10 protein-coding genes are annotated in these 14,762 nt (G+C 70.6%); 4 read left to right on the top strand and 6 right to left on the bottom strand.

The features are described from left to right. Positions 1–56: 56 nt before the first annotated feature. Entirely contained in the window at positions 57–1,277 is a 1,221-nt protein-coding gene (locus tag B1H19_RS01245; RefSeq protein WP_083102424.1) for a metal-dependent hydrolase family protein, read from the bottom strand. 68 nt (positions 1,278–1,345) lie between these two features. On the opposite strand from B1H19_RS01245, the gene B1H19_RS01240 reads away from it, so the two are divergent. Next, the gene (locus B1H19_RS01240) at positions 1,346–1,966 is read left to right on the top strand and encodes a TetR/AcrR family transcriptional regulator (protein WP_159027921.1); all 621 of its coding nucleotides are present in this window, start codon (positions 1,346–1,348) and stop codon (positions 1,964–1,966) included. Between the two features lie 98 nt (positions 1,967–2,064). On the opposite strand, the gene B1H19_RS01235 is transcribed toward B1H19_RS01240, so the two are convergent. From B1H19_RS01235 to B1H19_RS01225, 3 genes are all read right to left on the bottom strand, one after another. After that, positions 2,065–2,577 carry a hypothetical protein gene (locus B1H19_RS01235; RefSeq protein ID WP_159027920.1) on the bottom strand — a complete coding sequence of 171 codons (513 nt, stop codon included), beginning with the start codon at positions 2,575–2,577 and terminating at the stop codon, positions 2,065–2,067. Positions 2,578–2,759: 182 nt separating this feature from the next. Further along, the gene (locus B1H19_RS01230; RefSeq protein ID WP_083102421.1) at positions 2,760–3,302 is read right to left on the bottom strand and encodes a hypothetical protein; all 543 of its coding nucleotides are present in this window, start codon (positions 3,300–3,302) and stop codon (positions 2,760–2,762) included. Positions 3,303–3,413: 111 nt separating this feature from the next. Then, positions 3,414–5,387 (bottom strand): APC family permease, encoded by a 1,974-nt coding sequence (locus B1H19_RS01225; protein WP_083102420.1) that lies wholly within the window; start codon positions 5,385–5,387, stop codon positions 3,414–3,416. A 357-nt stretch (positions 5,388–5,744) separates the two neighbouring features. On the opposite strand from B1H19_RS01225, the gene B1H19_RS01220 reads away from it, so the two are divergent. After that, a complete protein-coding gene (locus B1H19_RS01220) occupies positions 5,745–6,386 on the top strand; it encodes a hypothetical protein (protein ID WP_083102419.1) in 642 nt (213 codons plus the stop codon). Positions 6,387–6,501: 115 nt separating this feature from the next. Further along, positions 6,502–8,400 carry an NAD-binding protein gene (locus B1H19_RS01215; protein WP_237289004.1) on the top strand — a complete coding sequence of 633 codons (1,899 nt, stop codon included), beginning with the start codon at positions 6,502–6,504 and terminating at the stop codon, positions 8,398–8,400. Between the two features lie 35 nt (positions 8,401–8,435). On the opposite strand, the gene B1H19_RS01210 is transcribed toward B1H19_RS01215, so the two are convergent. Then, positions 8,436–10,982: a sensor histidine kinase gene (locus B1H19_RS01210; protein WP_083102417.1), complete on the bottom strand. Its 2,547-nt coding sequence runs from the start codon at positions 10,980–10,982 to the stop codon at positions 8,436–8,438. 168 nt (positions 10,983–11,150) lie between these two features. Beyond that, entirely contained in the window at positions 11,151–11,705 is a 555-nt protein-coding gene (locus tag B1H19_RS01205; RefSeq protein ID WP_335755920.1) for a universal stress protein, read from the bottom strand. Positions 11,706–12,148: 443 nt separating this feature from the next. Between B1H19_RS01205 and B1H19_RS01200 the strand changes: the two genes are divergently transcribed. Next, on the top strand, positions 12,149–14,749 hold the full coding sequence (locus B1H19_RS01200) for an ATP-binding protein (protein WP_083102416.1): 2,601 nt from the start codon (positions 12,149–12,151) through the stop codon (positions 14,747–14,749). Positions 14,750–14,762 lie beyond the last annotated feature (13 nt).

The following is a 14,762-nucleotide window of genomic DNA, read 5'->3' as shown; positions in this document are numbered from 1 at the left end:
ATCACCCGATCCAGAACCGACTGATCAGGCCGACCGGCCGGTAAGCGGAAGCGTTCTCAGAGGACGGCACCGGCTTTGACCACGTGTCGCAGGTGCCGCCCGGGGCGGGTGAGGACGGCCAGATCCGCCAGCGGGTCGCCGTCCACGACGAGCAGGTCGGCGTGCGCGCCCGGCGCGAGGGTGCCGATCTCGCCGTCCATCCGCAGCAGGCGGGCCGCCGTGCTCGTGGCGGAACGGATCACATCCGCAGCGGGCTGGACCTCGGCGCGCAGGGTGAACTCCTCCAACTGGGCTGGGTGCAGCGGTCCGAGCAGGTCACTGCCGTAGACGAGGTTGACGCCCGCGCGGTGGGCCTTCTCCAGGGCAGCCATCCCGTGGTCGCGGACCTCGGTGAGCTTGCGGTAGGACGACTCCGGCAGGCCGGACTGCCGGCTGAGTTTCGCCGTCTGCTCGTAGGCGATCAGGGTGGGCACCAGGAAGGCGTCTCGCTCCAGCAGCAGGTTGATGGTCGCGTCGTCGATCAGGTTGCCGTGTTCGACGCAGCGCACACCGGCGCGCAGGGCCCGGTCGATGGCGCGCGGGTGGTAGGCGTGCGCGGTGACGTACCGGTTGTGGTTGTCCGCCTCCTCCACGGCGGCGCGTATCTCGTCCTCGCTGTACTGGACGGCCGCGATCTCGTCGTGCGGCGAGGCCACCCCGCCGGAGAGCAACACCTTCAGATGGGCGGCGCCCTTGCGGAACTCGTCCCGGGCCGCCGCGCGGACGGCGTCGACGCCGTCCGCGATCCGGGCGAAGTCGGGACGGCTCTCGCAGCAGGGCGCCGAGTCGTCGCCGAGCGGGCGCAGGTCGCCGTGGCCCCCGGTCTGGGAGAGCGCCTTTCCGCCGTGGACGAGCCGCGGGCCGAGGGCCAGCCCTTCGGCCAGGGCTTGGGCCATGCCGTGGTCGGCGCCGCCGACGTCGCGCACGGTGGTGAAGCCGCGGCGCAGCATCCGTTCGGCCTCCGCGAGAGCCCGGACGGTCAGGTATCCGGGGGTCCAGGAGGCGATGGCGGGCAGGTCGAGGGAGGTGACGAGTAGGTGGACGTGAGCGTCGATCAGGCCGGGTAGCACGGTGGCGCCGGCCGCGTTGAGCACCCGTACGTCCTGCCCGGCGCCGGGCGGTCGGCCGGTGCCGGTGGCGGCGATCCGGCCGTCGGCGACCTCGATCCATGCCGGGTCGGTACGGGTGCCGGTCTCGGGGTGGAGCAGGTGCGCGTCGGTGATCAGCAGTCGACTCATGGCGGTGGTCCTCTCGCGACCTCGTTTCAATACGACCCGTATTGAATACACCATGTATCGTGGTTGCCGTGAATCCCACCCCGGTCGAACCCTCAACGCCCCGGCCCCCGCGGCGCCGTGTCCACACCAGAGCCCGCATCCTGTCGGCGGCGGGCGAGCTGTTCCTGTCCGCGGGATATGCGCGGACGAGCATCGAGGACATCTGCGCCGCCGCCGGCTACACCCGTGGGGCCTTCTACTCGAACTTCGCCACCAAGGAGGACCTGCTGCTGGCGCTCTTCGACGAACAGGCAGCGGAACGGATCAGCGAGCTGGAGCATCTGGCCGCCGCGGCCGAACAGTTGGGGCCCGAGGAGCGGGCGCGGCGGCTGGTCGAGGCACTGCTGCGGGTCGAAGCCGCCGAAACCGGGTGGATTCTGCTGTTCCTGGAGTTCCGCCTGCTGGCCGCCCGTACATCCGAGCTCGCCGAGCGGGTCGCCGTACACGACCGCACGGTGACGGCGGCGCTGGCGGTCCTGCTGGAGCGGGTCCTGCCGGAGTTGGTACCGCCCGGGGCCTCCGCCGAGCAGGCCGCCGAGGTGATCCTGGCCGCACGCGAGGGCCTGCTCGCCCGCACCGCCGCAGGTGGCCCGACCTCCGAGCAGTTGCTGAACGCGACAACGGCGGTGCTGACCGGACTGCTGGGCTGACACGGCGAAAGGGGCGGCACCGTCACGTAGGGACGCCGCCCGGGGCGCGGTGCGAAGGGGCGGTTCCTGGGCCGTACTTCACCGAGTACAGCCGCTGGTCAGTGGCCGGTCAGCGCGATCAGGACGCCTACGACCAGGGACAACACCCCTGCAGCCAGGCTCCCGATGGCGACCACGGTGAGCCAGAGCTGTAGGGAAGGCCAGAGTTGCGGTTTCGAACGGGTCGGATTTCCGTTGCCCGCGGACATCCTGCGGGAGCCGACGCACACCATCACCGCCCCGACTGCTGCCGCCCATACGATGCCGAAGGCGGCGGCCACATCCAGCACCGCGGTGGAGACCAGCGGACGGCGGTAGCCGCCATCCGACTCGCGGAGCAGCCTGAGGGGCTTGCCGACCCCCACCGGGTTGTCATCGAGGTGCGCCGCGTGATCGGTGAACCGGCCTTCTGTCGCGACGAACGTCCCCGTGCAGGGGTGCACATCGCCGCCGCGGGTTTGGTGGACGGTGTGGCAATGACCGGCGGAGAACGTACCGGGCGTCCCTGACAGGGCGGTCGCGTAGCGGAAGTCGGTCAGTGCCCATCGCAGTAGGAGGCCCGCCAGGGCCACGATGCAGAGTAAGAGGAGTACACCGATCGGTGTGCGTGTCCACGATCGCAGGGCGCCCGGTCGCAGCGTGCGCGTGTGCCGGCCCATCCGTTCCCCCGTGGTCGCTCGCGCTGCCGCCGTTGCCCGTACCTGTACCTGTACCCGTACCGCGTGTTGAGAGCGGCATCTTCACAGCGGCATGTTCACAGCATTCCCGAAGCCATGAGGACCGCGCGGGCCTCTTGCCCGTCGATCCGGTCCGCCAACTCCTGTAGGACGTGCCTGCCGTGGCGCAGCGTGCCGCGCTGGACGGAGCGGCGGGCGCCGGCGTCGATCAGGTGCCACACCAGCGGATTGGCGTCCAGGACCTGGCGGTCCAGTTTCAGCCACCGGCCGTCGGCATCTCGCAGGACGAGGTGGACGGCGATACCGCCGTTCTGCCCCACCGCGACCAGGGCATCGGTACGCACCCGGCGCTCGCCCATGAGGCCCCGTACCGCCAGCCACCCGTCGCCCGCGCTCACACGTGAAGGCAGGGAGATCACGAGGATCGCGACTCCGAGTACGACCCAGAGCCCGGCGCGGGGCAGCGTGAGACCGCCCGAGCACCAGTCGAGCAGCATGATCGGACCGACGAACGCCAGGGAGTACTCAACGGCGCGCCGGGCATCCGCACGCCAGTGGCGGTCGACGGCGATGTCCGGCCGGCCGGCATGCGGCGCGGCCGGCGCGGTCTGCCATCCCATGCCACTGACGGTAGGCAGGCCGTGCCGGAGCGCCTGTTTTCTTGACGTGTTCCCTATGTCGCGTGGCTGATTTTTATCGTTTTCTTGACGCCTGAGTCTCCGTGGGCGCGGTCAGCCGACGTGGACGCGGGGCCGGCGGTCCCGGTCGGGTTCGGCCTCGCGCAGGACCTCGCGGGTGACGGGGGCGACCTCGCCCTGACCGAAGAGGAAGAAGCGCAGGAACTGGGTGAAGGGGTTGCCTTCGGTCCATTCGAAGTAGATGTGGGGGCGCTGTCCGGTGGTGTCCCGTACGTGCAGGAGCAGGGCGGCCAGGGCGTTGGGGATGGAGGAGCTCTCCACGGTCAGGACGCGATAGCGGTCGTGCAGCACTTCGCCGCGTACGTTCATGGCCGCCTCGAACTCCGAGGGGTCGCCCAGGGTGACCTCGACGAAGACGACGTCCTCCTCGGCCGACAGGTCGTGGTCGACCCGGATCTGCTGGAGCTTGTCGCGGTACTCGGCCACATCGCGCTGGTCGGGTTCGTTGGCGATGAACCGGATCTTGCGATGCGCCGTATCGCGGACGAACCGCTCGGCCATGTCATCCATGGTGATGTGGGTGACGCGCAGCTCGAAGGCGCGGCGGAGCCGCGACAGCAGCGAGATGAGGATGATGCCGGCGATGAAGCAGGCGCCGATCTTGACGCCGTCGGGGCGTTCGACGACGTTCGCGGCGGTGACGTAGAGCAGCACCGCGGCGACGAGCGCGAAGCCGATCGTCCAGGTCCGCTGACCGGCGCGGCGGGCGGCGATGGTCACCGCGATCGCCGCGGAGGACATCAGCACCAGGACGCCGGTGGCGTAGGCGCCGCCCTGCGCGTCGACGTCGGCGTCGAAGAGCCAGGTGACCAGGAACGCGACCAGGGTGAAGACGATCACCATGGGGCGGACGGCACGCGCCCAGTGCGGGGCCATGCCGTAGCGGGGCAGGTAGCGCGGCATCAGGTTGAGCAGTCCGGCCATGGCGGAGGCACCCGCGAACCAGAGGATGGCGATGGTGGAGATGTCGTAGAGAGTGCCGAAGCCACCACCGATGTATTCGTGCGCCAGGTAGGCGAGCGCGCGCCCGTTGGCCTGGCCGCCCGGCTTGAACTCGTTCGCCGGGATGAGGAGCGTGGTGATGAAGCTGGTGGTGATCAGATACACGCTCATGATCACAGCGGCGGCGGTGAGCAGCTTCTTGGTGCCCCGGATCCGCCCGGTGGGCTTGGCCTCGGTGTCGCCCGCGTCGCCCTGGACGTGCGGCATGACCGCCACGCCGGTCTCGAAGCCGGACAGACCCAGCGCCAGCTTGGGGAAGACCAGCAGGGCCACGCCGACCATGGCGAAGACGTTCCCGTGCTGCGTGGTCAGGGCACTGGACCAGTCGGTGACCACATGCGGGGCGGTCACGATGTGCCACAGGCCCACGGCCACGACCACCGCGTTCAGGACGAGGTAGACCCCGACCAGGGCGACCGCGACGCCGATCGCCTCCAGGAAGCCCTTGAGGAACACCGCGCCGAGCAACGCCACCAGCACCAGCGTGATCAGCATCTGCTGACCGTGCAGGACGTCCGTCAGATGGGGATTCTCCACCAGGTGGGTGGAGGCGTCCGCCGCGGACAGGGTGATCGTGATCAGGAAGTCGGTGGCGGCGAATCCCAGCAGGGCCAGGACGAACAGCTTGCCCTTCCAGAACGACAGCAGCCGCTCCAGCATCGCGATCGAACCCTCGCCGCGCGGGCTCTCCTCGGCCACCCGCCGGTAGACCGGCAGGGCGCCCACCAGCGTGACGAGTACGAGCACGAGGGTGGCCACGGGCGACAGCAAGCCGGCCGCCAGGGCGGCGATGCCCGGCTGGTAGCCCAGGGTGGAGAAGTAGTCCACACCGGTCAGGCACATCACCCGCCACCACCGCTGCCCCTCGTGGGCGCTCTCGGGCTCGGCGTGCGGACCCTGCTGGTGCTTGGCCATATCGGCCAGGCCTTCCAGCATCCATGCGCGCAGACGACTGCTCCGCGGCGGGGCTACGGAGGGGGTATCCGCGAGGGAAGGGGTGGCCATCGCATGCTCCTGTTTGTACGCGTACGGCTCGTACAGCTCGTACGGCGAAATCCGGCCATCGGTGAGACGGCCAGGTCAGAGTACGCACCCACAGCGTTTTCGCCACTGCGTTCGTCGAGGGTCGGACGGTGGCGTCAAGGTGGCGTTAAGAGTGCCGACAGCGGCTTGGCGCGCGGCTGAAATTGATGTTGGCTGGCCGACCGGGGGAGCGCGATGACGGTGCGGGACCAGAGGGAACGGGCTGCCGACAACCGGCGGATGGTGCCGGTGGGGCGACACCGGCGCGGCGGGCCGGTGCTGCGCCCGTTACGCGGCATCCGGAGGCGCAAGCCCGGGCGTCCGGCCAGTCCGACACGGGTGGCGCTGCTGATTCCGCTCGCCGCGCTGATGGTCTTGGCCAGTGGGGTGCTGTGGCCCCTGCGCTGGATGCTGGTGCCCTCGCTCGTGCTGGGGGTGGCCGGCGGAACCTGGCTGATCGTGGTGGTCCCCGGGCTGCTGCCCCACGGGGCGCTGAGCCGCCTGATGGTGACGCTGCTGGTTGTCCCGGCGGTCGCTGCCGCGGTGCTGGCCGCGAATGCCTCGCAGGGGTTCGTACTGGAGCTGCGGGGCGAGGTGCGGTCGGGCGTGGTCGCACGTGTCGTCGAGCACCACGGGAAGACCACCTCGTACGAGTGTGTCATCCGCTATCGCGGCGCCACCGAGGCTCCCGGCCGCCTCAACTGCAGCAACTCCTACCACGTCGGTGACGCGGTACAGGTGGCCTGGGACCCCGGCGGGCTGGTCGAGCCGGACTTCGCGGAGGCCAAAGGGACGTACCGGTTCTTCGCGACTCTCGCGATGGTGAGCGAGATCGCGCTGGTACTTCTCGGTGAGTTCACGGTGGTCGCAGGAGTCACCCTGCACGCGGCCCGCAGGGTCGCGGCTGCTCGCCGTTCCGCTGCGTCCGACGGCGCTGGGACGGCACATGCGCAGACCACGGTCTCCTGCAACACCGTTTAGCTGTGCGAGTTCGCTCTCCCGGCGCCTTTGCACAACTTTGATGACGAACTGGTGTGCGCATCGGAACCGTCTGTCATGTCCTCGCAATCTTGATGACGTGACGTCAACTCTCCACTTGCGTACTCCCTTTGGCGAGCGCTCCGAGCACATGGTGATCTGCGGCGACGACGGGCTGGCCCACCGGCTGGCGGTGACCCTGGACGCGGTGTGCGGTGAGGCGGTCACCGTCGTGCTGCCCTCCCGGCGCGAGGGGCATGCGCCGGAGATCGCCACACTGCACCGCGATCCGCAGTCGCCCGTCGAGCTGCTGGTGGCCGCCCGTCCGGACGAGCAGACGCTGCGGGCCGCGGGTGTGGAGAGGGCCGCAGCACTCGCCCTCACCTACCGCGACGACCAGGTCAACGTCACGGCGGCACTGCTGGCCCGCACCCTCAACCCGACGATCCGCCTCGTGATCCGCATGTACAACCGGGAGCGCGGTGAGCATCTCGAACGGCTCCTGGACCGCGCCGTATCGGCACTCGGCCGTACCGACGACATCGCGCTCGACATCTCCACCACCGTGCTCTCCGACACCGACACCGCGGTCCCTGAGCTGGTGGCCGCCGCAGCGGTCGGGCAGGGGGACCCGCTGCAAGTCGAGGGTCAGGTCTTCCGCGGGGTCGTACGCCCCGCACGGACCCCGCCGCAGTCCGCCGACCTGGCCACGCTCGCGGTGCTGTCCGGTGCCCATCAGGACGATCCGGCGAGCGAGGACAGCCCGGAGACACCAGGGGAGGAGGGCACCCAACTGCTGCCCGACACCGCCACCTCCTACCACCGGCAGTTCACCCACGGCCGGTTGATGCTGGAGGAGGTCACCCATCACCATCCGCCCGAGGCCCCGCCGCGCGACCGGCGCGGTTACGGTGCCTGGCTGCGGGACCGGCTGGCACATCTGCCGTGGAAGGTCTTCCTCTCCCACGAGATCCTTGCGGTTTTCGGCGCGCTGGCCGCGATCGTGTTGGTACTGGCCGCGGCCACCGCGCTCGCCGAGCCCGGTCCGCTGTGGAAGTCGGTGTATCTGCCGCTGCTGGACATCTTCACCATGGGCGATCCGGCGACCGACGAATCACCGGCCCGCCGGGTTCTCCAACTCATCGCCGGTTTCGTGGGTTTGGCGGTTCTTCCGCTCGTGGTCGCCGCGACCATGAACGCCACCGAGGCGTTCCGCACAGCCTCCGTGGGACACCCGCCGGCCGAGGACCTGAGCGACCACATCGTGCTGGTCGGGCTGGGCAAGATCGGCACCCGGGTGCTGGCCCAACTGCGCACCACCGCACACCAGGTGGTGGTCATAGAACGGGACCCGCACGCCCGTGGCGTCGTCCTGGCCCGCGAACTCGGCGTTCCCCTGCTGTTGGAGGACGCCGGCGCCCCCGGAGTCCTGGACCGGGCGCGCATCCGCCAGAGCAAGTCGCTGCTGGTGCTCACCCGCGACGACGGCGAAAACCTCGACATCGTGATGGCCGCGCGCGAGGCCAACCCTCAAGTACGGGTGGTGATGCGGCTGTACGACGACGACTTCGCGGCCACCGTCTCCCGTACCATGCGCGCCTCCTATCCCGACGCCACCACCCGAAGCCGCAGCGTCTCGGCGCTCGCCGCGCTGCCCTTCGCCGCCGCCATGATGGGCCGTCACGTCCTGGGCATCATGCCGGTCGAACGCGGCTCCCTGCTCTTCACCACGGTGGATGTCGCCGGCCACCCGGAGCTGGAGGGACGCTCCGTCCACCAGGCTTTCCGCGCGAACGAATGGCGCGTCCTGGCGGTGGGCTCCGCCACCGAGACCGGTTCTCCCGGCCCGACGGATACGCTCGGCAGTTTGCGCCTCGACCGGCCGGGCTTCGAGTGGCGCCCCTCGCACGGCCGGATCCTGGGGGCCGGTGACCGGGTCGTGGTGGTCTCGACCCGGCGCGGTCTGGACTTCCTGATGGCGGGGGTCCAGCCGCACCCGACCGACCCCCGTACCTGAGCGTCGCCCGGCCGTGCAGTCGGCCGGGCACCCGACTACGACGTCACCCCGGCCGACAGGTCAGGCGCAGCCGACAGGCGACCGCCGGCGGTGGGAACCGTAAGCACCATGGTCATCCCGCCGCCGGGGGTGTCCTCGGCGGTGAGGGTGGCTCCGAGGGCTTCGGCGAATCCCCGGGCGACGGCCAGGCCGAGGCCGACTCCCGCACCGCGCGGTGCGTCGCCGTAGCGCTGGAAGGGTTCGAAGATGCGGTCCTTGGCATCGTCGGGCACGCCGGGGCCGCGGTCGGCGACGCGCACTTCGACGCGGCCTCCCAGCGTGCTGGCGGAGACGAGTACCGGCTCCCCCTCGGGGCTGTACTTCACCGCGTTCTCGACGATGTTGGCGACCGAGCGCTCCAGCAGACCCGGATCGACGGCGACCATCGGCAGTTCCTCGGGGATGTCGAGGATGACGCTGTCCTCCGGGACGCCACCCAGGGCCATCGGCACGACCTCGTCGAGGTCGACCTCGCGGATCAGGGGTGTGACGGTGCCGGTCTGGAGCCGGGACATGTCCAGGAGGTTGCCGACCAGGTGATCGAGGCGGTCGGCGCCCTCTTCGATGCCCGCGAGGAGTTCGGCCTGGTCCTCGGCGGACCATTCGATGTCGTCGGAGCGCAGGGAGGTGACCGAGGCTTTGATACCGGCCAGGGGAGTACGCAGATCGTGGCTGACGGCCGCGAGCAGAGCGGTGCGGATGCGGTTGCCCTCGGCGAGCTTGCGGGCGGTTTCGGCCTGGGACTGCAGGCGCTGGCGGTCGAGGACGACGGCCGCCTGAGCCGCGAAGGCCGCCAGCACGCGGCGGTCCTCGGCGGGCAGGACACGGCCGGACAGCGCGAGCGCCATATGGTCGCCGACGGGCATGTCGACGTCCGCGTCCTCCGGGCGGGAGAGCGGACTCGCGTCGCCCACACTGCCCGAGCAGGTCCAGGGGGCTGTCTCGGACTCCCGCTCCAGCAGCGCCACGGCGTCCATGGCGAAGGTCTCGCGCACCCGCTCCAGCAGGGCGTCGAGGGTGGTCTCGCCGCGCAGCACGCTGCCCGCCAGGAAGGAGAGGATCTCCGACTCGGCGCGCAGGCGGGCGGCCTGGTGGGTGCGCCGGGCGGCGACGTCGACGACGGAGGCCACCGAGATCGCCACCAGCACGAAGATGACCAGTGCCAGGATGTTCTTGGGATCCGCGATGGTGAGTTGGCCCACGGGCGGTGTGAAGAACCAGTTCAGCAGGAGCGAGCCCACCACGGCCGACGCCAGCGCCGGGAGCAGGCCGCCGAGCAGCGCCGCCGCCACGGTCAGCGTCAGGAACAGCAGCATGTCGTTGGCGAGACCGAGGCCCGTCCCGACCTGCATCACCAGCAGTGTCAGCAGCGCCGGGCCCACCACCCCGGTCAGCCAGCCCCAGATGATCCGGGACCGGCCCAGCCGCGCCCCGCGGGTGACCGGCAGCCCGCGCCCCTTGGCGGCTTCCTCGTGAGTGACGATGTGAACGTCCAGGTCGGGTCCGGAGTCGCGGGCGACGGTCGCGCCGACGCCGGGACCGAAGACGTACTGCCATGCCCGGCGGCGCGAGGTACCCAGGATGATCTGGGTGGCGTTCACGCCCCGGGCGAATTCCAGGAGCGAGGAGGGGACGTCCTCGCCCAGGACATGGTGGAAGGTGCCGCCCAGGTCCTCGACGAGGGTGCGCTGGACGGCGAGTTCCTTGGGCGAGCCGGAGCTCAGACCGTCGCTGCGGGCTATGTAGACGGCGAGCACCTCGCCACCCGCACCCTTCTCGGCGAGGCGGGTGGCGCGCCGGATGAGCGTACGGCCCTCACTGCCGCCCGTCAGGCCGACCACTATGCGCTCGCGCGAGCCCCAGATCTTCGAGACCCGGTGTTCGCTGCGGTATTCCTGGAGGTATTCGTCGACCCGGTCGGCCACCCACAAAAGCGCCAGCTCGCGCAGCGCGGTGAGGTTGCCCGGCCGGAAGTAGTTCGACAGCGCCGCGTCGACCTTGTTCGGCTGGTAGATGTTGCCGTGCGCCATGCGGCGGCGCAGCGCGTGGGGCGACATGTCGACCAGCTCGATCTGGTCGGCGCGGCGCACCACCTCGTCCGGGACGGTCTCCTTCTGCCGTACCCCGGTGATCGACTCGACGATGTCACCGAGGGACTCCAGATGCTGGATGTTGACCGTCGAGACCACATGGATCCCGGCCTCCAGCAACTCCTCGATGTCCTGCCAGCGCTTGGTGTGGCGCGAGCCGGGGACGTTGGTGTGCGCCATCTCGTCGACCAGCGCCACGGCCGGTCTGCGCGCCAGGATCGCGTCCACGTCCATCTCGGTGAACACCGTGTCGCGGTACGGCAGCTCCCGGCGCGCGATCTGCTCCAGGCCGTGCAGCATCACCTCGGTGCGCGGCCGGTCGTGGTGCTCGACGAAGGCGACCACGCAATCCGTGCCGCGTTCGATACGGCGGTGTGCCTCGGACAGCATGGCGTAGGTCTTGCCGACGCCCGGTGCCGCGCCGAGGTAGATCCGAAGCTTGCCGCGTGCCACGTGGCCCCGCCCTCCGTGTCGTCGTGTTCAGGGGTGAAAGCCCGGACCAGGAGAGGGAACCGCGCCGGTGGCCGAATTTCGTCCCACGTTGACGTGACCCATACGGCCATGAGCGCGTCCTTGACACATCCCTAACGCCCGCGAGGCAACCCGCAAGGACCCGGCAGGTCAACCGTGCAGGTGACGGCGAGGGTCAGTCCGCCAATTGCCTGGGGCTGAGTGGGAGTTTCCAGATATTCCGGCGGTGTGCGGCGGCCAGTGCCCGGTGCAGCGGGGGGGAGGCACGGTCAGCACCGTGCAGGAGGCGCGTGCCACGCAATACCGGGAGACGGAGGGCCGCACCGCACGGCGCAGCCTGCCGCGCGCTCCGGCACCGACCACCAGAAGATCGTCGCACCGGTCGGCAGCCGCCAGCAGTACCTTGCCCGGCTTTCCCGGTGCGACCAGGCGCTGGAGCGGGACCCCCGGTCCGTCGCCGCCGAAGGCGGTGTCGAGCGCCTCGTCGAGCCGCTTGCTCGCCATCCGGCGCCAGGCGGCGATCAGAGACGGCGGGCACGGCCCGCCGCGGTGGGGGATGTCGCCACCGGGCGCCTCCCAGGCCAGGACGGCCCACAGCTCCGCCCCCCGCACCCGGGCCTCGGCGGCGGCGCGGTGCAAAGCCGTCAGACTCCCCAGCGAACCGCTCACGCCGGCCACGACGCGCCGACCGAGGTGTCCACCCATGGGCCACGCTCCCTGTGCTGCGCCGCGCTTCCGTTGCGCGGCTCCGTCTCGCGTTTCGTATCGATACATGGAAACGCCACCGATCCAGCCGCCGCAATTCATTAACGCTTCCCTTACGCCGCCACGGCAGACCCTGACGGCGCCATGGCGACATTCCCGATAACCGGGCGAGCCGGGGCGGGCGCGAGCAGCACCCGGACGGCCGCCCTCCCCATCGGCAAGAGTCCCGGGGAGCGCAACAACGCACGGGCACCGGGTCAGAGTTACGTCAACGTCTTCGCACTCCCTCGCGGTATTTGCCGACGCGAAGTGACGATGCTTCAAGGAACTTCGTCAAGGAACTTCGCACGCCGACCGGTGCCATGCCGTGAGACACCCTTGGTCATGCCGCCCGGCGTGCTGCTTGCTTGCTTTGTGAAGAGGGGTACGTGGAGGAGTACGTGATGGGGCGGGGCGGCGACGCGGCCGACGGACCGGGGACGCGCCCCGGCCGGCTCAAGGTCTTTCTCGGGGCTGCTCCCGGGGTGGGCAAAACCTACCGGATGCTGGACGAGGGGCGGCGCCGGGCCGCCCGCGGCACGCGCGTGGTGGTGGCCTTCGCGGAGTGCCACGGACGCACCTCCACCGAGGCAATGCTCGACGGGCTCGACGTCCTGCCGCGGGTGACGCGCAGCCATCGCGGTGCGGACTTCACCGAGGTCGACCTGGACCGGGTGCTGGAGCTCCGTCCGCAGGTGGTGCTCATCGACGAACTCGCCCACACCAACGCACCGGGCGGCCGCAACACCAAACGCTGGCGGGACGTCGAGGAACTGCTCGCCGCCGGGATCGACGTCGCCGCCACGCTCAACATCCAGCACCTGGACTCGCTCAGCGATGTGGTCGAGAAGATCACCGGTGTGCCGCAGCACGAGACCGTGCCCGACGAATTCGTCCGCCGTGCCGACCAGATCGAGCTGGTCGACCTGCCGGCCGAGGGGCTGCGGCGCCGTATGGCACACGGCAACATCTACCCACCGGAAAAGGTCGACGCGGCACTCTCGCGCTACTTCCGGCTCGGAAACCTCACCGCACTGCGCGAGCTGGCCCTGCTCTGGGTGGCCGGCCGGGTGGACGAGGCGCTGCGCAAGTACCGCGACGAGCACCGCATCGGCCGGGTCTGGGAGACCCGCGAACGAGTCGTGGTCGCGCTCACCGGCGGGCCGGAGGGCGCAACACTGATCCGCCGGGCCGCCCGGATCGTGAGCCGCTCGTCCGGCGATCTGCTCGCCGTCCACATCACCCGCAGCCACGACCCGGCCGGCTCCTCACCCGCCGCGCTGGCCGGACAGCGGCAACTCACCGAAAGCCTCGGCGGCAGCTACCACTCGGTGGTGGGCGACGACGTGCCCGCCGCGCTACTGGACTTCGCCCGCTCTCAGAACGCCACCCAACTGGTCATCGGCGCCAGCCGCCGGGGCCGGCTGCGGCGCGTGCTGATGCCCCGCGGAGTCGGGGAGACCGTGGTCCAGCTCTCCGGCGACATCGACGTCCACACGGTGACCCACGAACACGCCGGCCAGGGACGGCGATGGGCCGCCCCGGGGAGCGGCCTGCCGCGCTTCCGGCGGGTGGCCGGACCGGTGGCCGGGCTCGTACTCCCCCTGCTGCTCACCCTGGCACTGCGCACCGTCTCCCGCCCGCTGGCGCTCAACCTCACCAGCGAGGCACTGCTCTTCCTGCTCACGGTGCTGGGGGTGGCCTGCATCGGTGGCGTGGTCTCCGCGCTGCTCGCCTCGGTGACCACCTCGCTGCTGCTGAACTACTACTTCATCCCGCCCATCGGCCACTTCAGCTTCGCCGGAACCAATATCGTCGTCGCCCAGGCCGCCCTGACCACGGTCGCCGTCACCGTCGCCGCCATCGTCGACCGCTCCTTGCGGCTGAGCCGACGCGCCGCCCGGGCGACCGCGGAAGCCGAGACCCTCACCTCCTTGGCGGGCGACGTCCTGCGCGGGGACCGGGCGGTACCCGTCCTCCTGGAACGGACCCGCGAAACCTTCGGCATGGACGGCATCGAACTCCGGCCACGCGGCAGGGACACGGATCCCGGTGCCATGGGAAACCCGCTGCCCGGGCCCGAGGACGCTCACGAGACCAAGGTCGCGATAGGAGACGACGGCATCCTCGTGCTGAGCGGTCGCCGGCTGCCTGCCGCGGAGCACCGCGTCCTGACGGCCTTCGCGGCCCATCTGACGGCGGCCGTCGAACGCGCCCGGCTCGCCGAGGCCGCCGCCGAGGTCGAGCCGGTCAAGGCGGCCAACCGGATGCGCACCGCACTCCTCGCCGCGGTCGGCCACGACCTGCGCACACCGCTGTCCGGCTGCTGGGCCGCCATCAGCTCACTGCGCAGCCGCGACGTCGACTTCTCCGCCGAGGATCGCGAGGAACTCCTGGCCACCGCCGAGGAGTGCCTGGCCAAACTCAGCCGCCTGGTCGACAACCTCCTCGACATGAGCAGGCTCCAGGCCGGTGCGCTGACCCTGCACCTGGAGCCGATCGCGCTCACCGAAGTGCTCCCGGCAGCGCTGGACACCCTGCCCGGCTCACCCCCGCAGGTGCTCGCCCACGTACTGACCCAGGGACTGGAGACCGCCCCCGACGTGCTCGCGGACCCACCGCTGCTGGAACGCGTCCTCGCCAACCTGGTGTCCAACGCGGTACGCCATTCGCCCACCGGGCGCCCCGTGACGATCGGCGCCAGTGCGCTGGCCGGACGGGTGGAGCTGAGGATCATCGACCGCGGCCCGGGGATCCAACTACCCGACCGGGAGCGGGCGTTCGAGCCGTTCCAGCGGCTCGGTGACACCGACAACACCACCGGCCTCGGGCTCGGCCTCGCCCTCTCCCGCGGTCTCACGGAGGCGATGGGCGGCACCCTCACCCCCGAGGAGACCCCCGGCGGCGGTCTGACGATGGTCGTCTCCCTGCCCGCCGCGCCGGTTGTGGCAGGGGTGGACGAGCTCGCCGTAGGGGGCACGCCTGCCTCGTACGGATCCCGTTAGGGAACCGGCCGCG

It is taken from the genome of Streptomyces gilvosporeus, assembly GCF_002082195.1.
GTDB classification, from domain to species: domain Bacteria; phylum Actinomycetota; class Actinomycetes; order Streptomycetales; family Streptomycetaceae; genus Streptomyces; species Streptomyces gilvosporeus.
This window is presented reverse-complemented; position numbering and strand designations above follow the sequence as displayed.

Bases quoted from the DNA above. Each gene is read 5' to 3' on its own strand.
- B1H19_RS01245 (WP_083102424.1), bottom strand. From the start codon at position 1,277: ATGAGTCGACTGCTGATCACCGACGCGCACCTGCTCCACCCCGAGACC.
- B1H19_RS01230 (WP_083102421.1), bottom strand. From the start codon at position 3,302: ATGGGATGGCAGACCGCGCCGGCCGCGCCGCATGCCGGCCGGCCGGAC.
- B1H19_RS01205 (WP_335755920.1), bottom strand. From the start codon at position 11,705: ATGGGTGGACACCTCGGTCGGCGCGTCGTGGCCGGCGTGAGCGGTTCG.
- B1H19_RS01200 (WP_083102416.1), top strand. From the start codon at position 12,149: ATGGGGCGGGGCGGCGACGCGGCCGACGGACCGGGGACGCGCCCCGGC.
- B1H19_RS01225 (WP_083102420.1), bottom strand. From the start codon at position 5,387: ATGGCCACCCCTTCCCTCGCGGATACCCCCTCCGTAGCCCCGCCGCGG.